Below are 20431 nucleotides of genomic sequence, written 5' to 3'. Positions count from 1 at the left end.
CGCCGTCCCATGCCGCCCCGTCGCCTCCCGGCCCTCGCCGCCCTCCTCGCCCTGCCGGGCGGCGCCCTCGCGGAGGCTCCGCCGCCCGTCGCCGTCACGGTGACCGACAAGGGCTGCGAGCCGGCGAGCCTCACCGTGCCGGCCGGCAAGTCGGTCTTCCGCATCCGCAACCAGAGCCGGCGGGTGCTCGAATGGGAGATCCTCCAGGGCACGATGATCGTGGAGGAGCGCGAGAACATCGTGCCGGGCTTCGTGCAGACGCTGAGCGCGACGCTGCAGCCCGGCTCCTACCAGATGACCTGCGGGCTCCTCAGCAACCCGAAGGGCACGCTGACCGTGCTGGCCGCCGCCGAGACCGCGCCCGGCGGGCCCCCGGATCCGCTGGCCCTGGTCGGGCCGCTCGCCGCCTACAAGCACTACGTCTCGACGCAGGTCGACACCTTCGTGGCGCGCACCCGGGCCTTCGCGGAGGCCGTCAAGGCCGGCCGCCTCGCCGAGGCCAAGGCCCTCTACGCCGCCGCCCGCCAGCCCTACGAGCGGATCGAGCCGGTCGCCTCGCTGTTCAACGACCTCGACAAGAGCATGGACGTGCGGGCGGACGATTTCGAGCACAAGGAGGCCGATCCCGGCTTCATCGGCTTCCACCGCATCGAGAAGGGCCTCTGGGCCGACAACAGCACGGAGGAGCTCGGCCCGCACGCGGACAAGCTCCTGGCCGATGCGGAGGAACTGCAGCGCCGCGTCCGCGACCTCACCATCCCGCCCGCCAAGATGGTGGGCGGGGCCGCGGGCCTGATCGAGGAGGTCGCGGCCACCAAGATCTCCGGCGAGGAGGACCGCTACAGCCGCACCGACCTGTCCGACTTCCACGCCAACGTCGAGGGCTCGCGCAAGATCTACGACCTGCTGCGGCCGCTGGTGGATAAGCGGGACCCCGACCTCGTCGCCCGCACCGACAAGAACTTCGCCCGCGTCGACGCCCTGCTGCTGAAGTACCGGTCCGAGGACGGCAGCTTCGCGCCCTACGACAAGCTCAGCGAGCGCGACCGGCAGGCCCTCAAGGCCCCCATCACCGTGCTGGCCGAGGATCTCTCGACCCTGCGCGGCAAGCTCGGGCTCGATTGAGGCCAGGACGATGACCGACGCTCCCTCCCGCCGCAGCCTCCTGCGCGCCCTCGCCGCGGGCACCGGCGCCGCCGCCCTGGCGCCGGTCCCCGGCCGGGCCGCCTCCCTGGAGGAGGCGGACGGCACCGCCGACCGCCAGCCCTTCCGGGGCCTCCACCAGGCCGGCATCCTGACGCCCCAGCCAGCCTCCGCGCTCTTCGTGGCCTTCGACGTCCTGGCGCAGGATCGCGGCGAGCTCGCGCGCCTGTTGCGCATCCTGACCGAGCGCTTCGCCTACCTGACCGAGGGCGGGCCGGTGCCGGGCCTCGATCCGCGCCTTCCGCCGGCGGATTCGGGCATCCTCGGCCCGGTCGTGCGCCCCGACAACCTCACGGCGACGCTCGCGGTCGGTGCCAGCCTGTTCGACGAGCGCTACGGCCTCGCCGCGGCGAGGCCGCGCCGCCTGCGCCCGATGGACCGCTTCCCGAACGATTCCCTCGACGCGAAGCTCTGCCACGGCGACCTGCTGCTGCAGCTCTGCGCCAACACGGCCGACACCGCCATCCACGCCCTCCGGGACGTCATCCGCACGACCCCGGGCCTCCTGTCCCTGCGCTGGAAGCGCGAGGGCTTCCTGCCGCCCCAGGTCGTCAAGCGCGCCGGGCAGGACACGGTGCGCAACATGCTGGGCTTCAAGGACGGCACCGCCAACCTCGACACCCGCGACGCGGAGCTGATGCGTCGCCAGGTCTGGGTCGGGCCGGAGGACGGCGAGCCGGCCTGGGCGCGCAACGGCAGCTACCAGGTGATCCGCCTCGTGCGGAACCTCGTCGAGCGCTGGGACCGCACGCCGCTCGGCGAGCAGGAGCGCATCATGGGGCGCCACAAGGACACCGGCGCTCCGCTCGGCGAGACCCGCGAGCACGCGCTGCCGGACTACGCCTCGGACCCGAAGGGCGAGCGCACCCCCCTCGACGCGCATATCCGGCTCGCCAACCCGCGCAAGGCCGAGACGGCGCGCAACCTGATCCTGCGCCGCGGCTACAATTACTCGGCGGGGATCACGGCCTCGGGCCAGCTCGACATGGGGCTGATCTTCGTGTCGTTCCAGCGCGACCTCGATGCCGGCTTCGTGGCCGTGCAGAACCGCCTCAACGGCGAGCCGCTGGAGGAGTACATCCGGCCGGTCGGGGGCGGCTACTTCTTCGCCCTGCCGGGCGTGACGGCGCCGGACGGGTACCTGGGCGAGGAACTGCTGGTCGGGGCGTGACGCCGCCCCGCTCCCGATCCGGCCATCACCGGTCCGGCCTCGCCGCGGGGCCGGCGCGGGCCCGTCCCGGATCGGGACGCGCGCGCCGATCGCCCTTCACGATCCGTCAACCATGACGGGCGAGCCTGTCGGGCGCCCCCGGCCTCAGCCGAGGTTCAGCCGGTCCACCCGCGCGCCGGAGCCCCGCAGCGTCTCCGGAAGCGAGGCGTAGTCGCGGTAGCCCGCCTCGCGCGCCATGGCGTCGAGGGCGTGCTGCTCGTCCTGCGCGCAGCCTGTCCACAGCACCGCGCCGGTCGCGGCCTGCCTGATCTGGAAGATGGTCATGCGGCTCGTTCTCCCTCCGGGCACCCGCCCCTGACATAACGCCGCGTCGCCGGGCCGGTTGCTTGGCCGGGGATTGCGGCGCGGGGCGATCCACGGTAGAGAATGAACGTTCATTCTCACCCCCCTTCGTCCCGTGCTGGCCGATACCCTGTCCGATCGCATCGACCCCGCCGAGGAGCGGCGCGGCCGCATCCTCGACGCGGCGGAGCGCTGCTTCGTGCGCGGCGGCTTCCATCGCACGACGATGCAGGACGTGGCCGCCGAGGTCGGGATGAGCCCCGGCAACCTCTACCGCTACTTTCCCTCGAAGGACGCGATCGTGGCCGGCCTCGCCGAGCGCGACCGCGGGGCGGTGGCGGTGGACTTCGCCGGCCTGCCCCTCGGCGCCGACCTGGTCGGGGCCTTCGTCGGCCTCGCCCGCCGCCACCTCGCGGACGAGCCGGCCGAGAAGGCGATCCTCTGCGTCGAGATGTGGGCGGAGGCGACGCGCAATCCCGCCATGGCGGCGATCTGCCGGGACTTCGAGCGCGAGATGCGCGGCATGATCGCGGGAATCCTGCGCGAAGCCGGCGGCCCCGCGGTCGATGCCGAGGCCCTGACCCAGATCGTCATGGTGATGGCGGACGGCGTCATCGCCCGCCGCGCCCTCATCCCCGATTTCGATCCCGGCCCCGTTCTGGACGCCATGGCGCGGCTGATCGAGGCGGCTCTGTCGGGGCAATTCGATCCGACCGGGGGGCCAGGCCCCGCATCCGCCAGACAGGACCGCCCGTGATGCCTCGCCTGCGCCTCCTCGCCGGGACCCTCGCCGCCCTCGCCCTCGCGCCCCTGGTATCCTGGACTCAGGAGTCCCGGGCCGCAGAGGCCGCGGCACCGGCCGCGCGGGCCGAGGTGCCCGTGCCCGCCGTGACCGTGGTGGTGGCGGCCGAGCGCGAGATCGTCGAGCGCACGGTCGTCACCGGCACCCTGGTGCCGCGCGACGAGATCATGGTCTCGCCCGAGATCGAGGGCTGCCGCATCACCGAACTCCTGGTCGAGGAGGGGGATCGGGTCGCCAGGGGCGCGGTGCTCGCCCGCCTGTCCCGGGAGATGATCGACACCCAGCTCGCCCAGAACGCCGCCGCCATCGCCCGGGCCGAGGCCGCCGTGGAGCAGGCCCGCAGCACCATCGTGCAGGCCGAGGCGGCGCAGGTCGAGGCGGCCCTGGCGCTGGAGCGCACCCGGACCCTGATCCGGACCGGCAACGCGACCGAGGTGCAGATGGAGCAGCGCACCTCGGCGGCGCGCTCGGCGGAGGGGCGGCTCGCCGCGGCCCGCAACGGGCTCTCGATCGCCGAGGCCGAGCTCCTCCAGGCCCGGGCCCAGCGCCGGGAACTCGACCTCAAGCTCGCCCGCACGGAGATCCGCGCGCCCGAGGGCGGCATCGTCAGCCGCCGCACCGCCCGGGTCGGCGCCACCGCGAGCGCGACCGCCGAGCCGCTGTTCCGGCTGATCGCCCGCGGCGAGATCGAACTCGAGGGCGAGGTGACCGAGACCGGCATGCCGCGCCTGAAGCCCGGCGCGCCCGCCCAGCTCGATCTTGACACGCCGGACGGGTCCGTCGGCGTGCCGGGCCGCGTGCGCGCGGTCTATCCGGAGATCGACCGCGCGACCCGCCTCGGCAAGGTGCGCATCCGCCTCGAACCCGATCCGCGCCTGCGCATCGGCGCCTTCGCCCGCGGCAGCGTCGAGGTGGCGCGCCGCACCGGCGTCGCGGTGCCGGTCGCCTCGGTCGTCTACGGCAATGGCGGGGCGACCGTCCTCGTCGTGGCGGGCGACCGGGTCGAGGCGCGCCAGGTCCGCACCGGCCTCTCGGCGGCGGGCTTCATCGAGATCCGCGACGGGGTGCGGGCCGGCGACGCCGTCGTGGCCCGGGCCGGCAGCTTCCTGCGCGACGGGGACCGGGTCCGCCCGGTCTTTCCCGCCCAGCAGGTCAGCGCCGACGCCCTCCCGCGCCCCTGATCCACGGCGCCGACGGCGCCCGCCCCCGCCGCCGAAGGACCGACCCGATGCGCCTCAACGTCTCCGCCTGGGCGATCCGCAAGCCGATCCCCTCGATCGTGCTGTTCCTGGTGCTGGGGCTGCTCGGGCTCGTCAGCTTCCGCACCCTGCCGATCACCCGCTTCCCCAACATCGACGTGCCGCTCGTCTCGGTGTCGATCAACCAGCCGGGCGCCGCGCCCTCGGAGCTGCAGACCCAGGTCACGAAATGGGTCGAGGACGCCGTGGCGGGCGTGAAGGGCGTCAAGCACATCACCTCGGCGATCACCGAGGGCAACTCGGCCACCACGGTCGAATTCCGGCTCGAGGTCAACACCGACCGGGCGGTGAACGACGTCAAGGACGCGATCGCCAAGATCCGCATGAACCTGCCGCGGACGATCGAGGAGCCGATCATCAACCGCGTCGAGATCGCGGGGCTTCCGATCATGATCTACGGCGCCTCGGCGCCCGCCATGACCCCGGAGGACCTGTCCTGGTTCGTGGACGACGTGGTGGCGCGGCAGATCCAGGGCCTGCGCGGGGTCGGCGGCGTCGAGCGGCTCGGCGGCGTCAACCGGGAGGTGCGCGTCACCCTCAAGCCCGACCGGCTGCTCTCGCTCGGCATCACCGCCGCCGACGTGAACCGGCAGCTGCGCCTCACCAGCGCCGACATGGCGGGCGGGCGGGCCGAGCTCGGCGGCCAGGAGCAGTCGATCCGCACCCTGGCGGCCTCCGCGAGCCTCGACACCCTCGCGGCCACCTCGATCGTGCTGCCGGGCGGGCGCAAGGTGCGCCTCGACGACCTCGCCACCCTGACGGACGGGGCGGAGGAGCCCCGCGTCTTCGCGCGCCTCAACGGGGAGCCGGTCGTCGCCTTCGCGATCTCCCGCGCCAGCGGCGCCAGCGACGCCTCGGTCGCCCAGCTGGTGGCCCGGAAGATCGACGAGTTGCGCGCCGCCCACCCGAACGTCCGCTTCGACCTGATCGACACCTCGGTCACCAACACGATCGGCAATTACGAATCCGCCATGCACGGCCTGATGGAGGGGGCGGCCCTGGCGGTGCTGGTGGTGTTCCTGTTCCTGCGCGACTGGCGGGCGACGCTGATCGCCGCGGTGGCGCTGCCGCTCTCGGTCTTCCCGACCTTCTGGGCGATGAGCGCCATGGGCTTCTCGCTCAACGCGGTCAGCCTGCTCGCCATCACCCTCGTCACCGGCATCCTGGTCGACGACGCCATCGTGGAGATCGAGAACATCGTCCGGCACGTGCGGCTCGGCAAGTCGCCCTACCGGGCCGCCATCGAGGGGGCCGACGAGATCGGCCTCGCGGTCATCGCCATCACGGCGACGCTGGTGGCGATCTTCGCGCCGGTGAGCTTCATGGGCGGCATCGCCGGCCAGTACTTCAAGCAGTTCGGCCTCACCATCGCGGCCGCGGTGTTCATGTCGCTGCTCGTCGCCCGCCTGATCACCCCGATGATGGCGGCCTACTTCATGCGCGACCACGGCCACGAGGAGGAGACGCCCGGCCCGGTGATGCGCACCTACACCCGCGTGGTGGCGTGGTCGGTGCGGCACAAGTTCGTGACGCTGGTGGTGGGCCTCGCGCTGTTCGCCGGCTCCCTCATGTCGACCAAGCTGCTGCCGGCCGGCTTCCTGCCGAAGGAGGACGCGGCGCGCACCCTGATGGTGCTCGAACTGCCGCCCGGCGCCAAGCTCGACGACACGATCGCGGTCTCGGACCGGGTGGTGCAGAAGATCCGCGCATTGCCCGAGGTGCGCTCCGTCTTCGTCGATGGTGGGCGCCAGCTCCCGGGCAAGAAGGAGATCCGGCTCGCCACGCTGACGATCAACCTGACGCCGAAGAACACCCGCACGCGCACGCAGGGCGACCTTGAGGCGGCGATCATGGCCGCGCTGCGCGACGAGCCCGACATCCGCTACTGGTCCCTGCGCGAGGGCGGCCAGCGCGATTTCACCCTGATCGTGGCGGGGCCCGACACCGAGGTGGTGCGGGACGTGGCCGAGCGGATGCAGCGCGAGGTCGCGCAGGTGCCGAACCTCGTCAACGTGATGTCGACCGCGCCGCTCGACCGCACCGAGCTGCGCATCCGCCCCAAACCCGCGGTCGCGGCCGATCTCGGGGTCTCGACCGACACCATCGCCGAGACCGTGCGCGTCGGCACGATCGGCGACATCGGCGCCAACCTCGCCAAGTTCAACGCCGTCGACCGGCAGATCCCGATCCGGGTGCAGCTGCCGGCCGAGGCCCGCGGCGACCTGCAGGCGCTGGAGGCGCTGAAGGTGCCGACGAAGACCGGCGCCGCGGTGCCGCTGACCGCGGTGGCCGACATCAGCCTCGGCCGCGGGCCGACCGCGATCGACCGCTACGACCGCGCCGTCCGGGTGGCGCTGGAGGCCAATCTCCAGGGCTCGGACGCCCTCGCCGAGGCGATCGCCAAGGCGCTGGCGACCCCGGCCGCGAAGACTCTGCCGCCGGGGGTGGCGCTGCGCCAGACCGGCGACGCCGAGGTGATGGGCGAGGTCTTCGAGGGCTTCGCCCTCGCCATGGGCGCCGGCCTGATGATGGTGCTCGGCGTGCTGATCCTGCTCTTCGGCTCGTTCCTGCAGCCGCTCACCATCCTGTTCTCGCTCCCGCTCTCGATCGGCGGGGCGATCCTCGGCCTCCTGATCTTCAACCGGCCGATCTCGATGCCGGTCGTGATCGGCATCCTGATGCTGATGGGCGTGGTGACGAAGAACGCCATCATGCTGGTGGATTTCGCCGTCGAGGAGATGGCCCGGGGCGTCGACCGCATCACCGCGATCACCGATGCGGGCCGCAAGCGCGCCCGCCCGATCGTGATGACGACGATCGCCATGGCGGCCGGCATGGTGCCCTCCGCGATGGCCCTCGGCATCGGCGGCGAGTTCCGCTCGCCGATGGCGATCGCGGTGATCTCGGGGCTGATCGTCTCGACGCTCCTGTCGCTGCTCTTCGTGCCGGCGATCTTCGTGCTGATGGACGACCTCGCCCGGCTGTTCGTGCGGCTGTTCGGCCGCTTCGTCGGGGCGGTGGACGAGGCCCCCGCCCACCCGCACGCGGCGGCGCCCTACGCGCCCCCGCCGCGCATCGCCGCCGAGTAGGGCGCTCCCGGTTCCGTGCCCGGGCGGGCGCGACCGGGACGGCCCGCTACGGGCGCGCGGTCGGCGCGATCAGCGTCCCGGTCGCCCCCGCCGGCTCCATGCCGATGCGGCCCCAGCCGGGGAGCTTGAGGGCCGGGCGGCGCAGGTCGAGGCCCGCCACCGCGCCGAGGAGGTTCACCTCGACCCCCTCGACCCATCCCAGCGTGAGGCCCGCATAGCCCCGCCACGAGAGCTGCAGCCCGGTGCGGCTCGGCGTGAGCGCGACGAGCGCCTCGGAAAAGTCCTTGCCGAGCGCGGTGGGCGGGAGCGCCGCCTGCACCTCCGGCACGGCGCGCAGCAGGTGCGCCACGAAGGTGTTGGAGTTCGGCCCCGGCCAGGCGCGGTAGCTCCCGAAGTCCTGGTACGGGTAGGCGGCGACCGCCTCGCGCAGCTTCGGCACCGCGCGCGCGGCGGCCTCGCCGTCGAGGGCGAGCACGACCTGCGGCGGGTTGCCGAACCAGCGCCCGTCGGCCGGATAGGCGTCGGTGCGCACGGGCCGGCCCCAGCCGACAACGTCGTAGCGCGTGTAGCGGGCCGCGCCGGCTTCCTTCACGACGAGCCAGCTGTGATGGGCGAAGATGCCGCGCCAGCGGCCGACCCGGGCGGCGTAGACCCGGACCACCGCGCCCGGCATCGCGGCGGCCGGCGGGAGCAGGCGCGCGCTCGACCAATCGGCCGTCGCCCAGTCGGGGGCGAGGTCGTCGCGCGACCACCACCAGAGGGCGTGGGCGGCCAGGGGAGCCAGGAAGAGGAGGAGGAAGGCGAGGGTGACGAGGCGCAGGGCCGCCAGCGCGAGCAGCATGGCCTTGAGATGGGCGTCGCGCCGGGCCGCGCAACCGGAAGCGTCGACCCGCCGCGTGGCGAACTGCTGGGGTGGCCGGGCCGTTGTCGGGCGCGAGACGATTGCGATGGAGGTCGGCATGGTTGACACGAGAGGGTTGGTCGACGCGCTGGTGCGGTCCCGGCGCGGGGGGCTCGGCGGCGCGGCGGCGGGCGCGGCCCTCGGGGGCCTCGCCCTGATCGCCGGGCTCGGCTACCGTGCCTTCAGCCGCCAAGCCGGTCCGCAGCAAGCCGGTCCGCAGGATTCCGCGCCCGGGCCGGGCGCCGCGCCTGCCCCGGGCGGCGCGGCCGGCGGGGCGGCGCGGCAGCCCTTCCGGGCGGAGGAGGTCAGCGACGACGATGCCAACCTGTTCCTGCGCGCGATGGTGGCGGCGACCGTGGCGGACGGCATGATCGACGCGCAGGAGCGCGCCCGGCTCGACGCCGCCCTGGACGAGGCCGGCCTCGACGCCCCCGCCCGCAGCGCCTTCGAGGGTCTGCTGCGCGAGCCCCCCGACGTGGACGAGATCGCCGACCGGGTCTCGGATCCCGAGACGGCGGCGCGGGTCTACGCCGCGGCCCGCCTCGCCATCGACCCCGACACCGTCCAGGAGCGGAGCTTCCTGAACCGGCTCGCCGAGGCCCTCGACGTCGATCCCGACGCCGTCGCCCGGATCGAGCGCGAGGTCGGCGCCTGACGCGCAGCCCGATGCACGAGCCCCGTCCCCCCCTCCTCGAGATCCTCGCCCGGGCCGGCTACGGCGCCCGGGGCCTGACCTATTGCCTGGTCGGCGGCCTCGCCCTGCTCGCCGCCCTCGGCGAGGGGGGGCGGACGGGGGGAAGCCGCAGCGCCCTGATGGTGCTCCTCGACAAGCCCTTCGGCCGGCTGATGCTCGGGGCCGTGGCTTTCGGCCTGATGGGCTTCGCCCTGTGGCGCTGGATCGAGGCCGCGACCGACGCGGACCGGCGCGGGCGCTCGGCCAGGGGCCTCGCGGTGCGGGCCGGGCACGGGGTCAGCGGGGTGATCTACGCGGGTCTCGCCGTCTCGGTGGCGCGGGCGGCGCTCGGCTGGGGCGGGAGCGGCCCGCAGGACCAGGCGGCGCGGGACTGGACGGCGTGGCTGCTGGGCGAGCCCTTCGGCGCCGTCGCGGTCGCGGCGGCGGGCGCGGTGGTGATCGGGGCGGGCGCGGGTTTCCTGCTCAAGGCTTGGCGCGGGGACGTGACCCGCCAGCTCGCGCTGCCGGTCGATGCAAGGAGCTGGGCGAGGGCGGCGGGCCGCCTCGGCTACGCGGCCCGCGCCGTGGTGTTCTGGCTGATCGGCGGCTTCCTGATCCTCGCCGCCGTCGAGAGCCGGTCGAGCGAGGTCAGGGGGCTCGGCGGGGCGCTCGCCGCCCTGCGCGACCAGCCCTACGGCCCGGTGCTGCTCGGATTGACGGCGGCGGGCCTGGCGGCCTTCGGGGCCTTCGGCCTCGTCCAGGCCCGCTACCGCCGCATCGACCCGCCGCACCTCGACGACCTCGCCGCCGGACGGTCCCGCGCGGGCTCGTGATCCGCATGGCGACGCAATCCGTCGGCGTCCCCGCGGCGGCGCGAGCGCCGCGGCCCTGCGCGGCTCAGCCGGCGGGCCGCCGCCCGCCCGGCGCTGCGGGGCGCGCCGGGTTGCCCACCACGGTCGCGCCGGCCGGGACGTCGCGGGTGACCACGCTGCCCGCGCCCACGATCGCGTCGTCCCCGATCGTCACGCCCGGCAGGATCAGCGCCCCGCCGCCGATCCAGCAATTCGCCCCGATCCGCACCGGCCTGCCGGTCTCGAGGCCCGCGCGGCGCAGCGCCGGGTCGCGCGGATGATCGGCTGCCAGGATCTGCACCCCCGGCCCGATCTGCGTCGCCTCGCCGATCTCGACCGGGCAGACGTCGAGGATCACGCAGTTGAAGTTGAGGAACACGCCCCGCCCGAGCCGGATGTGGAGGCCGTAATCGCAGGAGAAGGGCGGCCGGATCACCACCCCGTCCCCGACCGCGCCGAGATGGGCGCGCAGCAGGGCGCGACGCGCCTCCGGCGAGAGGGCGGCCGGGGCGTTGTAGCGGGCGAGCCATTCCGCGTTGCGGGCGGCGTCGGCGACCAGCTCCGGGTCGTCGGCCCGGTAAAGGTCCCCCGCCAGCATCTTCTCCTTCTCGCTGCGCATCGGCCCCACCTCCCTGCTCTCGGGACGAACGGCCTCGCACGATCGGGCGGGCCCGCCAACCCGCCGTTGCCTCCCTGCCGGATCCGCACTATCCGGTGGGCCTCCTTCCCGCTGCCGAAGGCCTGCCGATGAAAGCGCGCGTCACCGTCACCCTGAAGACCGGCGTCCTCGACCCGCAGGGCAAGGCCATCGAGGGGGCGCTGCGCTCGCTCGGCATCGCGGGCATCGCCAGCGTGCGCCAGGGCAAGTTCTTCGAGGTCGAGGTCGACGGCAGCGACCCGGCCGCCGCCGAGGCGACCGTGAAGGCCGCCTGCGACAAGCTCCTCGCCAACACGGTGGTGGAGAATTACCGGGTCGAGATCGCGCGATGAAGGCCGCCGTCATCGTCTTCCCCGGCTCGAACCGCGACGCCGACGTCACGCGCGCCCTGCGGCTCGCCGGCGCCGAGGTCGCGAAGGTCTGGCACGCCGACACGGCGCTGCCCTCGGGCACCGACCTCGCCGTGCTCCCGGGCGGCTTCTCCTACGGCGACTACCTGCGCTGCGGCGCCATCGCGGGCCGCGCCAATGCCATGGACGCGGTGCGGGCCCACGCGGCCCGGGGCGGGCTCGTCCTCGGCATCTGCAACGGGTTCCAGATCCTGTGCGAGTCGGGCCTGCTGCCCGGCGTGCTGATGCGCAACGTCAACCGCCGCTTCATCTGCCACCGCCAGACCCTGCGGGTCGAGCGCGCCGACACCGCCTTCACCCGCGCCTACCGGCAGGGCCAGGTGATCGACGTCTGCGTCGCGCACGGCGAGGGCAATTACTACGCCGATCCCGAGACGGTCGCCCGCCTGGAGGGCGAGGGCCGCGTGGCCTTCCGCTACAGCGACGCCGCCGGGGACCTCACCGAGACGGCGAACCGCAACGGCTCGCTCAACTCGATCGCGGGTATCTACTCGGACGAGCTCAACGTCCTCGGCCTGATGCCGCACCCTGAGAACTTCGTCGAGGACCTGGTCGGCGGCACCGACGGGCGCGGCCTGTTCGAGAGCCTCGCCCGGGCCGCCTGAGCGGGGCCGCGCGGCGGGTGTAGCCCGCGCGGCGGGCCCGTAGCCCGCGCGGCGGCTCACCCCGGCAGGAAGGCCGAGGCCCCGCTGCGCGCGTCCCGCACCAGCTCCACCGGCGCCCCGTAGAGCCCCTGCAGGCGCGACGGCTCCAGCACCTCCGCGACCGGCCCCTCGGCGAGGCGGGCGCCGCCCCGCAGCAGCAGCGCCCGGTCGGCGTAGCGCGCCGCCTGGTTCGGGTCGTGGGTCGTGAACACCACGCCGAGCCCGTCCGCGCGCAGGCGCGCGATCTCGCGCATCACCTTGCCCTGGTTGCCGAAATCGAGGCTGGCGGTCGGCTCGTCGAGGATCACGAGGCGCGGCTCCTAGGCGAGTGCCCGGGCGATCAGCACGAGCTGGCGCTCGCCCCCCGAGAGGCGGGTGACCGGCCGCTCGGCGAGGTGGAGCACGCCGAGCCGGGCGAGGGCCGCGTCCGCGGCGGCGCGGTCGGCCCGCGAGGGGGCGGCGAGGAGCCCCGCATGGGCGCTGCGCCCCATCAGCACCACGGCCCGCGCCGTGAAGGCGAAGGGGCTGGCGGCGCTCTGGGGCACGTAGGCCATCGCCCGGGCGCGCTGGCGGGCCGAGAGGGCGGCGAGCGGCCTGCCCGCGACCGCGACGGTGCCGCCGAGCGGCGCCAGCAGGCCGAGCAGCGTCTTGAGGAGCGTGGTCTTGCCGCCGCCGTTGGGGCCGAGCAGCGCCAGCACCTCGCCCCCCGCCACCGCGAGGTCGATGCCGCGCCCGATCTCCCGGCCCGGATAGCCGAAGGCGAGGTCCCGTGCGGCGAGGAGGCTCATGACCAGTCCCGCTCCGCGCCCGCGAGTAACCACAGGAAGACCGGCGTGCCGACGACGGCCGTGAGGATGCCGAGGGGCACCTCGACCGGCGCGACGGTGCGCGCCAGCGTGTCGATGACGAGGAGCGTGCCGGCCCCGAGGAGGGCCGCGGTCGGGAGCAGCCGCGCGAAGCCCGGCCCGACCAGGAAGCGGGCGAGGTGCGGCACCACCAGCCCGACCCAGCCGACGATGCCGGCCGCCGCCACGCTCGCGGCCGTCACCAGGGTGGCGGCGGCCACCACGGCGAGCCGCAGGGGGCCGGTGGCGAGGCCGAGCGCCCGCGCCTCCTCGTCGGGCAGCGAGAGCGCGTCGAGCCGCCAGCGCAGGAGCAGGAGCAGCGCCGTCCCGGCCGCCACCGGGACGGCGAGCGCCGCGAGGTCGGTCGCGTGCGTCGCCGAGAGGCTGCCGAGCAGCCAGAAGGTCATGGCCGGCAGCTGGTTGTAGGGATCGGCGAGGAACTTCACGAGGCCGACCCCCGCCCCCAGGAGCGAGCCGATCACCACGCCCGCCAGGACCAGCACCAGGACCGGGTCGCGCCGCGCCAGCACGGCCCCGACCGCGTAGACCGCCCCGACGGCGAGGAGCCCGCCCGCGAAGGCCAGGACCTCGATGGCCAGCACCCCGAGCGACAGCCAGATGCCGAGCACCGCCCCGAAGGCCGCCCCCGAGGAGGCGCCGAGGATGTCGGGCGAGACCAGGGGATTGCGGAACAGGCCCTGGAAGGCCGCCCCGGCGAGGGAGAGGGCGGCGCCGATCAGGATGGCGGCGAGGATGCGCGGCCCGCGGATCTGCAGCACCACCGCCTCCACGGCGGCGGGCGCCCCCGAGGGGGCCCCGGTCAGCTTGGCGGCGAGCACCCGGGCGACGTCGCCGAGCCCGACCGGGTAGCGCCCGACCCCGAAGGCGAGGGCGACCGCGAGGATCAGCGCGCCGAGCGCCAGCGCCGGGCCGAGGCCGGGCGCGCGCCGCGCCCCGATCCGGCCCTCCGCCCGCGCCGGCGGGCCGCTCACGAGGCCCCCGCGAGCAGGCGGTCGAGGGCCGCCTCGTCCGGGACCACGTGGTAGAAGTCGCGGTGGAAGTCGCGGGCGAGCGCCCGCAGGTCCTCCGGGAAGAGCGACGGGTAGAGCGCCTTGCCGAGCCACCACAGGCCCAGGAAGCGGTTCACCGAGGGCGGCGAATCGACCCAGCCGAAGGGGAGGGCGGGGGAGAGGTGGAGGCGCCCGGCCGCCACCGCCGGCACGCCCTGCCAGAGGGGATCCGTCCGGGCGGCGGCCGCGAAGCCCGGATCGAGGGCGACGATCACCTCGGGCGCCCAGGCGAGCACGTCCTCGGGCGAGACGCGCGCGAGGCTGCCGCCCGCCCCCGCGACATTGACGGCGCCGAGCAGATCCAGGACCTCGACGTTGATCGCCCCCGCCCGCGCGGTCTCCAGGCCCCGCGGACCCCGGGCGAAGTAGACCCTGGGGCGCGCCTCCGGCGGCACGGCGGCGAGGCGGCCCTGCACGGTGTTCAGGATGGCCTCGCAGCGGGCGGCGAGGCGCTCGGCGCGCTCGGCCCGCCCGATCACCGCGCCGAGCCGCCGATAGGTCGCCGGGACGGCCGGGAGCCGCCCGTCGAACAGGAGCGCCGGGATGCCGGTCTGCTGCTGCAGCCGGTCGGCGAGGGAGCGGTAGGTCTCGCCCGTGTCGCCCGTATCCACGACGAGGTCGGGCTTGAGCGCCAGCACCGTCTCGAGATTGGCGGTGTTGCCCCGCCCGGTCAGGCGGCCGACCTCCGGCAGCGCGGCGGCCTCCGGCAGGAGGTAGGGCCGCTCGGCCGGCCGGATCGCGCGCGGCCAGCCGGCCAGGAGGTCGGGCGCGAGCGTGTAGAGCAGGATCGCGGCCGGCGGCCCGGCCGGGAAGACCCGGGTGACCGGGCCGGACGGTGCCGGGAGCGGCCTGCCGGCCTCGTCGAGGCCCGCCGCGCGGGTTCGCCCCGCCGCGCGGGCGCGTCCCGCGGCGCAGAGGCCGGCGAGGCCGAGCAGCAGGGCGCGCCGGTCGAGGGCCATCGGCCTCAATCGACCGCGATCGTCACGTCGCCGGACTTGATCACCGCGACGGCCGGCTTGCCGACCGCGAGGTGCAGCCCGTCGACGGAGTCGTTGGTGAGCGCCGCCGTCACCACCTGGCCGCCGGGCAGTTCCAGCGTGACGTGGGCGGTGGTCGTGCCCTTGGTGACGGACGTGATCGTGCCCGAGAGCTGGTTGCGCGCGCTGATCCTCATCGTGCCGGTCCCCGCGGCCCCCTGGCGGCCGCAGCCCCTGACATAGCGGGAGGGTGCGCGGCGGGGAGGGCCCGGGTGACGCACCGCAACCAAGCCCGGCCTCGCATGTTGTCCCGCCGATTCGCCGACCCGCCGCCGGCGCCGCGCCGGCCGGCCAACCATCGAGGAGATCCATGCATCAGGGCAGCCACCGCGACCACGAGGGCGCGCAGAAACTCTTCAGCCTGATCAAGGACGTCAAGGTCGCCATGATGACGACCGTGGATTCGGACGGCCAGCTGCGCAGCCGCCCGATGTGGAGCCAGGAGGCGGACCCGCAGGGCGACCTCTGGTTCTTCGTCAGGCTCGACGCGCCGGTGACCGGCGAGATCAGCCGCGACTCGCAGGTCAACCTCGCCTACGCGGACCCGTCGAACCAGAACTACGTCTCGGTGTCGGGCAAGGCCGAGATCGTGCGCGACAAGGCGACGATCGACTCCAAGTGGAACGAGAGCCTGAAGACCTGGTTCCCGAAGGGCAAGGACGATCCCTCCGTGACGCTGATCCGCGTGCATCCCGAGAAGGGCGAGTACTGGGACAGCCCGAACGCCACCATGCTGCACCTCTACGGCTACGTGAAGGCCGCGGTGACGGGCGAGTCGCCGAAGACCGAGAAGAAGGCGGTCGATCTCTCGGCGCGCTGAAAGCGGCCGCGCCGGATCCGGGAGGCCGGGCCCGGCGCGGGCCGGAGCGGTTCGGCGCGGATCCGCCCGCGCCAGCTTGACTTCGGCGCCTGAACCGTGCGGGGTGCGCCACCCCGCCCGGCCCGTGGTGCCGGGCCAGTCAGGCACGGGTGATGCTCGACCTCGCCACCAGGGTTTACAACCATACCTGGAAGATCGACCCGATCATCCGCTCGGTGCTCGACACCGATTTCTACAAGCTCCTGATGGCGCAGACCATCTTTCGCCGCCATCGCGACGTGGAGGTCACGTTCGGCATCCATAACCGCACCACGCGGGTCCGGCTCGGCGAGATCATCGACGAGGGGGAGCTGCGCGAGCAGCTCGACCATTGTCGCTCCCTGCGGCTCACCCGCGGCGAGTCGACCTGGCTGCGCGGCAACACCTTCTACGGCAAGCGCCAGATGTTCTCGCCGGACTTCATGGACTGGCTGGAGAACTTCCGCTTCCCCGACTACCTGCTGGAGAAGCAGGACGGCCAGTACGTCCTCACCTTCCACGGGCCCTGGATCGAGACCACGATGTGGGAGGTCCCGGCGCTCTCGATCCTCAACGAGCTGCGCTCGCGGGGCGTGCTCAAGGGGATGGGCAAGTTCGACCTGCAGATCCTCTACGCGCGGGCGATGACGCGGATCTGGGAGAAGATCGAGCGGCTCAAGCTGCTGCCCGGGCTCTCGATCGCCGATTTCGGCACCCGGCGGCGCCACGGCTTCCTGTGGCAGGATTGGTGCGTCGAGGCGATGATCGAGGGGCTCGGCCCGGCCTTCCTCGGCACCTCGAACTGCCTGATCGCGCTGCGCCACGACATCGAGGCGGTGGGCACCAACGCGCACGAACTGCCGATGGTCTACGCCGCCCTGGCGGAGGACGACGCGGCCCTGGCCCGGGCGCCCTACGCGGTCCTGGCCGACTGGCAGCAGGACTACGCCGGCAACCTGCTCGTCATCCTGCCGGACACCTACGGGACGACCGGCTTCCTGGCCAACGGCCCCGCCTGGATGGCGGACTGGACCGGCATCCGCATCGACTCGAAGGACCCGATCATCGGGGGCGAGGAGGTGATCGCGTGGTGGCGCGAGAACGGGCGCAACCCGCGGGAGAAGCTCGCGATCTTCTCCGACGGGCTCGACGTCGACACGATCGAGACCATCCACCACCGCTTCCACGGGCGGCTGCGCATCGGCTACGGCTGGGGCACCCTGCTCACCAACGACTTCCGGGGGCTGGCGCCGGACGGGCGCCTCGACCCGATCTCCATCGTCTGCAAGGTGATCTCGGCCAACGGCCGCCCGACCGTCAAGCTCTCCGACAACCCCACCAAGGCGCTCGGGCCGGAGGAGGAGGTCGAGCGCTACAAGCGCGTGTTCTCGGTCGGGGCGCAGGTGGCCCAGCCGCTCCTGGTGTGATCCGGCGCGCCGCCCGGGCGGCCCCCAGGCGCACGGCTATCTGCCGCTGCGGCAATCGGTTTTTCGCCCCGGCCGCCCGCCCTGCGCGGGGATCCAATCGGTCTCCCGGCCGTTCCTGACACGGGTACGGCCCGGCTTGACCCGCCGGGCGCGAGCGTGGGGCGGTGCATGGCGCGTGACGATGGTGGGCAGGCCTCCCTGATCCCGGCGGTGCCCAAGCGCATTGCCGCCGCGGAGACGCCCGGCCGCGGCTTCGCCCTGCCGCTGCTCATCGCCGCCCTCATCGTGGCGGCCCTGTATTTCGGCCGCGAGATCCTGATCCCGATCGCCATCGCGGTGCTCCTGAGCTTCGTGCTCTGGCCGCTGGTGAGCCTGCTGCGGCGGCTGCGCCTCGGGCGCACGGCCTCGATCGGCCTGTCGGTGCTCACCTGCCTCGGGGTCGTGGGCCTGCTCACCCTCGTCATCGGCCTGCAGGTCGCCGATCTCGGCAGCAACCTGCCCCAGTACCAGCGCACGATCGAGCGCAAGCTCGAGAATCTCAGGGAGGGTCCGGTCGGCTCCATCGCCGGCTACATGCGCAGCATCGGCAAGCACCTGCAGCAGGCCGGGAGCATCCCGGAGGACAAGGCCAAGCCGCAGGACCCGACCGCGCCGAGGCCGGCCCCCAGCGTGCAGAACCCCGACAAGCCGGTGCTGGTCGAGGTGCGCGAGCGCGAACTCACCCCGCTCGAACTCGCCGAGCGCCTGCTCTCGCCGGCCCTCGCGCCGCTCGCCACCACCGGCATCGTCTTCGTGGTGCTGATGTTCATCCTGGGCCAGCGCGAAGACCTGCGCGACCGCCTGATCCGCCTCGCCGGGTCGAGCGACCTCCACCGCACCACGGTGGCGATGAACGACGCGGCGCGGCGCCTGAGCCGCTTCTTCCTGGTGCAGCTCGCCCTCAACGCCGGATTCGGGGTGGCGATCGGGATCGGGCTCTGGATCATCGGCGTGCCGAGCCCGATCCTGTGGGGGATCTTCACCGCGCTGATGCGCTTCGTGCCCTATGTCGGCGCCTTCCTGTCGGCCCTGCTGCCGCTGCTGCTCGCCGCCGCGGTCGATCCGGGCTGGCACATGGTGCTGGCCACCGCGGCCCTGTTCCTGATCCTCGAGCCGATCGTCGGCCAGGTCGTCGAGCCGCTGCTCTACGGGCACTCGACCGGGCTCTCGCCCTTCGCGGTCCTGGTCTCGGCCCTGTTCTGGACCTGGCTCTGGGGGCCGGTCGGGCTGCTGCTCTCGACCCCGCTCACGGTCTGCCTCGTCGTGCTCGGCCGCCACGTCGACCAGCTCGAATTCCTCGACGTCCTGTTCGGCGACCGGCCGGCCCTGACCCCGGTGGAGAACTTCTACCAGCGCCTCCTCGCGGACGACCCCGACGAGGCGCAGGAGCTCGCGGAATCGATCCTCAGCGAGTGCTCGCTCTCCTCCTACTACGACGACGTGGTGCTCAAGGGCCTGCAACTCGCCGCCTCCGACGCCCGCCGCGGGGTGCTGACCGAGGAGCAGCTGGAGCGGATCCGCACGGCGATCGACGAGCTCGTCACCGACCTCGCCGACCGCGAGGACGTCGCGCCCGCCGCCCAGACCAGTCTCGCCGGGCGGCTCCTGGGGCGCGATGCCGACGCCGCCGCCCCCTGCGACGGCGAGCCGGCCGTGCCGGGCGCGCCGGCCCCGGAGACCCTGCCGGCGCCCTGGCGGCAGAAGGGGGCCGTGCTCTGCGTGGCGGGCCGCGGCCCGCTCGACGAGGCCGCCTCGACGATGCTCTCGCAGCTCCTGGAGAAGAACGGCCTCGGCACCCGGGTCGTGCCGTTCGCGGCGGTGTCGCGGGCGCGGATCGCCGACCTCGACGCGGGCGAGGCCCGGATGGTCTGCATCTCCTACCTGGAGATCAGCGGCACCCCGGCGCACCTGCGCTACCTCGTGCAGCGGGTGCGGCGGCGCCTGCCGCAGGCCCGCATCCTGGTCGGCCTCTGGCCGACCGACGACCTCGCCCTGGCCGATCCGGAGGCCCGCGCCGCCCTGGGGGCGGACGATCACGTCACCTCCCTGCGCGAGGCGGTGGAGGCCTGCCTGGCGGCCGCGACGGGCGAGGCGGCGTCCGCCGGCCGGCCCGCGCCTGTGGCGCCGGCGCCGCGTTCGGCCTCCCTCCCGGCGGGTGCTCCCGCCTGAGGGCTTGACGCAGGGCTCGCGGCGTCCTTTCGATCCTTGCGCGCCGCGAGGAGCCGGCCGGGGCGGCCGGCCCGGGGAGCGGCCTGAGGGGTGCGCAATGAGCGTCGTCGATTTCGCGCGGTTCGTGGACGAGCTCGCCACGCAGTCCGGACAGGCGATCCTGCCCTTCTTCCGCGCGGCCTTCGTCACCGAGGACAAGGCGATCGGCCCCAAGCCCTTCGATCCCGTGACGGAGGCGGACCGGGCCGGCGAGGCGGTGATGCGCCAGATCATCCGCCGCACCTTCCCGGACCACGGCATCCTCGGCGAGGAATTCGGCACCGAGGGGGAGGAGGCGGAGTACGTCTGGGTCCTCGATCCGATCGACGGCACGCGGGGCTTCATCGCCGGCCTGCCGCTCTGGGGGACGCTGATCGGCCTGACGCGGGCCGGCACGCCCTGCTACGGGCTGATGCACCAGCCCTTCCTGGGCGAGCGCTTCTCGGGCGACGGCCGGAGCGCGCAGTATCGCGGCCCGAACGGCACCCGCAAGCTCCTCACCCGCCGCCGCGCCGCGCTCTCCGAGGCGATCGCGGCGACGACCGACCCGCGCCTGTTCGGCGAGGGCCGGGACCGCGAGGCCTACGGCCGCGTCGAGGCGGCGACGCGCCTGATGCGGTTCGGCACCGACTGCTACTCCTACTGCATGCTGGCGGCCGGGCAGATCGACCTCGTGATCGAGGCCGGCCTGAAGCCCTACGACATCGTCGCGCTGATCCCGATCGTGGAGGGCGCGGGCGGGATCGTGACCAGCTGGGACGGCGGCCCGGCCGCGGGCGGCGGCAACGTCGTGGCGGCCGGCGACAAGCGCCTGCACGAGGCGGCGCTGGAGATGCTCAACCGCTGAGACCGGCGCTTCGGGCCGCACGGCAAGAACCTGGCGCAGGACCCGATGGCCGCGTGACCGGGCCCTGCCCTAAGCATCATTCGCCGAAGGGGTCACCGGTTCGGCGGCAAGAATGCT

The 20431-nt window shown here is 73.9% G+C and carries 19 protein-coding genes and 1 pseudogene; 13 read left to right on the top strand and 7 right to left on the bottom strand.

Annotation, left to right across the window (positions count from 1 at the left end):
• Positions 1 to 9 precede the first annotated feature (9 nt).
• Both efeO and efeB read left to right on the top strand, forming a co-directional pair.
• Positions 10 to 1125 carry an iron uptake system protein EfeO gene (gene efeO, locus QA634_RS02185; protein ID WP_012330416.1) on the top strand — a complete coding sequence of 372 codons (1116 nt, stop codon included), beginning with the start codon at positions 10 to 12 and terminating at the stop codon, positions 1123 to 1125.
• 10 nt (positions 1126 to 1135) lie between these two features.
• Positions 1136 to 2374 carry an iron uptake transporter deferrochelatase/peroxidase subunit gene (efeB, locus tag QA634_RS02180; RefSeq protein WP_012330415.1) on the top strand — a complete coding sequence of 413 codons (1239 nt, stop codon included), beginning with the start codon at positions 1136 to 1138 and terminating at the stop codon, positions 2372 to 2374.
• 144 nt (positions 2375 to 2518) lie between these two features.
• On the opposite strand, the gene QA634_RS02175 is transcribed toward efeB, so the two are convergent.
• Positions 2519 to 2698 carry a hypothetical protein gene (locus QA634_RS02175; RefSeq protein WP_012330414.1) on the bottom strand — a complete coding sequence of 60 codons (180 nt, stop codon included), beginning with the start codon at positions 2696 to 2698 and terminating at the stop codon, positions 2519 to 2521.
• Between the two features lie 133 nt (positions 2699 to 2831).
• On the opposite strand from QA634_RS02175, the gene QA634_RS02170 reads away from it, so the two are divergent.
• The 3 genes from QA634_RS02170 to QA634_RS02160 are packed head-to-tail and all read left to right on the top strand — an operon-like array spanning position 2832 to position 7866.
• Positions 2832 to 3473: a TetR/AcrR family transcriptional regulator gene (locus QA634_RS02170; RefSeq protein WP_012330413.1), complete on the top strand. Its 642-nt coding sequence runs from the start codon at positions 2832 to 2834 to the stop codon at positions 3471 to 3473.
• A complete protein-coding gene (locus QA634_RS02165) occupies positions 3473 to 4699 on the top strand; it encodes an efflux RND transporter periplasmic adaptor subunit (RefSeq protein ID WP_012330412.1) in 1227 nt (408 codons plus the stop codon). The genes QA634_RS02170 and QA634_RS02165 overlap by 1 nt, the downstream gene beginning before the upstream one ends.
• 47 nt (positions 4700 to 4746) lie before the next feature.
• Positions 4747 to 7866 carry an efflux RND transporter permease subunit gene (locus QA634_RS02160; protein ID WP_012330411.1) on the top strand — a complete coding sequence of 1040 codons (3120 nt, stop codon included), beginning with the start codon at positions 4747 to 4749 and terminating at the stop codon, positions 7864 to 7866.
• 46 nt (positions 7867 to 7912) lie between these two features.
• Here QA634_RS02160 and QA634_RS02155 read toward each other — a convergent pair whose 3' ends face one another.
• On the bottom strand, positions 7913 to 8707 hold the full coding sequence (locus QA634_RS02155) for a DUF3750 domain-containing protein (protein WP_012330410.1): 795 nt from the start codon (positions 8705 to 8707) through the stop codon (positions 7913 to 7915).
• Between the two features lie 118 nt (positions 8708 to 8825).
• Between QA634_RS02155 and QA634_RS02150 the strand changes: the two genes are divergently transcribed.
• The gene (locus QA634_RS02150) at positions 8826 to 9422 is read left to right on the top strand and encodes a tellurite resistance TerB family protein (RefSeq protein WP_012330409.1); all 597 of its coding nucleotides are present in this window, start codon (positions 8826 to 8828) and stop codon (positions 9420 to 9422) included.
• Positions 9423 to 9433: 11 nt separating this feature from the next.
• Positions 9434 to 10273 carry a DUF1206 domain-containing protein gene (locus QA634_RS02145; RefSeq protein ID WP_012330408.1) on the top strand — a complete coding sequence of 280 codons (840 nt, stop codon included), beginning with the start codon at positions 9434 to 9436 and terminating at the stop codon, positions 10271 to 10273.
• Positions 10274 to 10337: 64 nt separating this feature from the next.
• Here QA634_RS02145 and QA634_RS02140 read toward each other — a convergent pair whose 3' ends face one another.
• Positions 10338 to 10910, bottom strand: a complete 573-nt coding sequence (locus tag QA634_RS02140) for a sugar O-acetyltransferase (protein ID WP_012330407.1) — start codon at positions 10908 to 10910, stop codon at positions 10338 to 10340.
• 128 nt (positions 10911 to 11038) lie between these two features.
• On the opposite strand from QA634_RS02140, the gene purS reads away from it, so the two are divergent.
• Both purS and purQ read left to right on the top strand, forming a co-directional pair.
• Positions 11039 to 11281 (top strand): phosphoribosylformylglycinamidine synthase subunit PurS, encoded by a 243-nt coding sequence (gene purS / locus QA634_RS02135; RefSeq protein WP_012330406.1) that lies wholly within the window; start codon positions 11039 to 11041, stop codon positions 11279 to 11281.
• Positions 11278 to 11964: a phosphoribosylformylglycinamidine synthase subunit PurQ gene (gene purQ, locus QA634_RS02130; protein ID WP_012330405.1), complete on the top strand. Its 687-nt coding sequence runs from the start codon at positions 11278 to 11280 to the stop codon at positions 11962 to 11964. The genes purS and purQ overlap by 4 nt, the downstream gene beginning before the upstream one ends.
• Positions 11965 to 12020: 56 nt before the next feature.
• Here the strand turns inward: purQ and QA634_RS35715 are convergent.
• The 4 genes and pseudogenes from QA634_RS35715 to QA634_RS02105 all read right to left on the bottom strand — a co-directional run bounded on the left by QA634_RS35715 (position 12021) and on the right by QA634_RS02105 (position 15092).
• Positions 12021 to 12791, bottom strand: a pseudogene (locus QA634_RS35715) (ABC transporter ATP-binding protein).
• Positions 12788 to 13840: a FecCD family ABC transporter permease gene (locus QA634_RS02115; RefSeq protein ID WP_012330404.1), complete on the bottom strand. Its 1053-nt coding sequence runs from the start codon at positions 13838 to 13840 to the stop codon at positions 12788 to 12790. The pseudogene QA634_RS35715 and the gene QA634_RS02115 overlap by 4 nt, the downstream one beginning before the upstream one ends.
• Positions 13837 to 14877, bottom strand: a complete 1041-nt coding sequence (locus QA634_RS02110) for an iron ABC transporter substrate-binding protein (protein ID WP_012330403.1) — start codon at positions 14875 to 14877, stop codon at positions 13837 to 13839. The genes QA634_RS02115 and QA634_RS02110 overlap by 4 nt, the downstream gene beginning before the upstream one ends.
• A gap of 5 nt (positions 14878 to 14882) precedes the next feature.
• The gene (locus QA634_RS02105; RefSeq protein WP_012330402.1) at positions 14883 to 15092 is read right to left on the bottom strand and encodes a TOBE domain-containing protein; all 210 of its coding nucleotides are present in this window, start codon (positions 15090 to 15092) and stop codon (positions 14883 to 14885) included.
• A 173-nt stretch (positions 15093 to 15265) separates the two neighbouring features.
• Between QA634_RS02105 and QA634_RS02100 the strand changes: the two genes are divergently transcribed.
• The 4 genes from QA634_RS02100 to hisN all read left to right on the top strand — a co-directional run bounded on the left by QA634_RS02100 (position 15266) and on the right by hisN (position 20314).
• Positions 15266 to 15775 carry a pyridoxamine 5'-phosphate oxidase family protein gene (locus QA634_RS02100; protein WP_012330401.1) on the top strand — a complete coding sequence of 170 codons (510 nt, stop codon included), beginning with the start codon at positions 15266 to 15268 and terminating at the stop codon, positions 15773 to 15775.
• A gap of 152 nt (positions 15776 to 15927) precedes the next feature.
• Positions 15928 to 17220, top strand: a complete 1293-nt coding sequence (gene pncB / locus QA634_RS02095) for a nicotinate phosphoribosyltransferase (RefSeq protein ID WP_012330400.1) — start codon at positions 15928 to 15930, stop codon at positions 17218 to 17220.
• 168 nt (positions 17221 to 17388) lie between these two features.
• On the top strand, positions 17389 to 19428 hold the full coding sequence (locus QA634_RS02090; protein WP_012330399.1) for an AI-2E family transporter: 2040 nt from the start codon (positions 17389 to 17391) through the stop codon (positions 19426 to 19428).
• Between the two features lie 97 nt (positions 19429 to 19525).
• Positions 19526 to 20314 carry a histidinol-phosphatase gene (gene hisN / locus QA634_RS02085; protein WP_012330398.1) on the top strand — a complete coding sequence of 263 codons (789 nt, stop codon included), beginning with the start codon at positions 19526 to 19528 and terminating at the stop codon, positions 20312 to 20314.
• Positions 20315 to 20431 lie beyond the last annotated feature (117 nt).

Origin of the sequence: Methylobacterium sp. CB376 (genome assembly GCF_029714205.1) — a bacterium.
Taxonomy (GTDB): Bacteria; Pseudomonadota; Alphaproteobacteria; order Rhizobiales; family Beijerinckiaceae; genus Methylobacterium.
Note: the sequence above shows the minus strand (reverse complement) of the source record. Positions and strands in the feature narration are given on the sequence as shown.

Coding starts and splice junctions, on each gene's coding strand:
- QA634_RS02175 (WP_012330414.1), bottom strand. CDS start 2,698: ATGACCATCTTCCAGATCAGGCAGGCCGCGACCGGCGCGGTGCTGTGG.
- QA634_RS02140 (WP_012330407.1), bottom strand. CDS start 10,910: ATGCGCAGCGAGAAGGAGAAGATGCTGGCGGGGGACCTTTACCGGGCC.
- QA634_RS02110 (WP_012330403.1), bottom strand. CDS start 14,877: ATGGCCCTCGACCGGCGCGCCCTGCTGCTCGGCCTCGCCGGCCTCTGC.
- efeO (WP_012330416.1), top strand. CDS start 10: ATGCCGCCCCGTCGCCTCCCGGCCCTCGCCGCCCTCCTCGCCCTGCCG.
- purS (WP_012330406.1), top strand. CDS start 11,039: ATGAAAGCGCGCGTCACCGTCACCCTGAAGACCGGCGTCCTCGACCCG.
- QA634_RS02165 (WP_012330412.1), top strand. CDS start 3,473: ATGCCTCGCCTGCGCCTCCTCGCCGGGACCCTCGCCGCCCTCGCCCTC.
- QA634_RS02105 (WP_012330402.1), bottom strand. CDS start 15,092: ATGAGGATCAGCGCGCGCAACCAGCTCTCGGGCACGATCACGTCCGTC.
- QA634_RS02145 (WP_012330408.1), top strand. CDS start 9,434: ATGCACGAGCCCCGTCCCCCCCTCCTCGAGATCCTCGCCCGGGCCGGC.
- efeB (WP_012330415.1), top strand. CDS start 1,136: ATGACCGACGCTCCCTCCCGCCGCAGCCTCCTGCGCGCCCTCGCCGCG.
- purQ (WP_012330405.1), top strand. CDS start 11,278: ATGAAGGCCGCCGTCATCGTCTTCCCCGGCTCGAACCGCGACGCCGAC.
- QA634_RS02155 (WP_012330410.1), bottom strand. CDS start 8,707: ATGCTGCTCGCGCTGGCGGCCCTGCGCCTCGTCACCCTCGCCTTCCTC.
- pncB (WP_012330400.1), top strand. CDS start 15,928: ATGCTCGACCTCGCCACCAGGGTTTACAACCATACCTGGAAGATCGAC.
- hisN (WP_012330398.1), top strand. CDS start 19,526: ATGAGCGTCGTCGATTTCGCGCGGTTCGTGGACGAGCTCGCCACGCAG.
- QA634_RS02160 (WP_012330411.1), top strand. CDS start 4,747: ATGCGCCTCAACGTCTCCGCCTGGGCGATCCGCAAGCCGATCCCCTCG.
- QA634_RS02100 (WP_012330401.1), top strand. CDS start 15,266: ATGCATCAGGGCAGCCACCGCGACCACGAGGGCGCGCAGAAACTCTTC.
- QA634_RS02090 (WP_012330399.1), top strand. CDS start 17,389: ATGGCGCGTGACGATGGTGGGCAGGCCTCCCTGATCCCGGCGGTGCCC.
- QA634_RS02150 (WP_012330409.1), top strand. CDS start 8,826: ATGGTTGACACGAGAGGGTTGGTCGACGCGCTGGTGCGGTCCCGGCGC.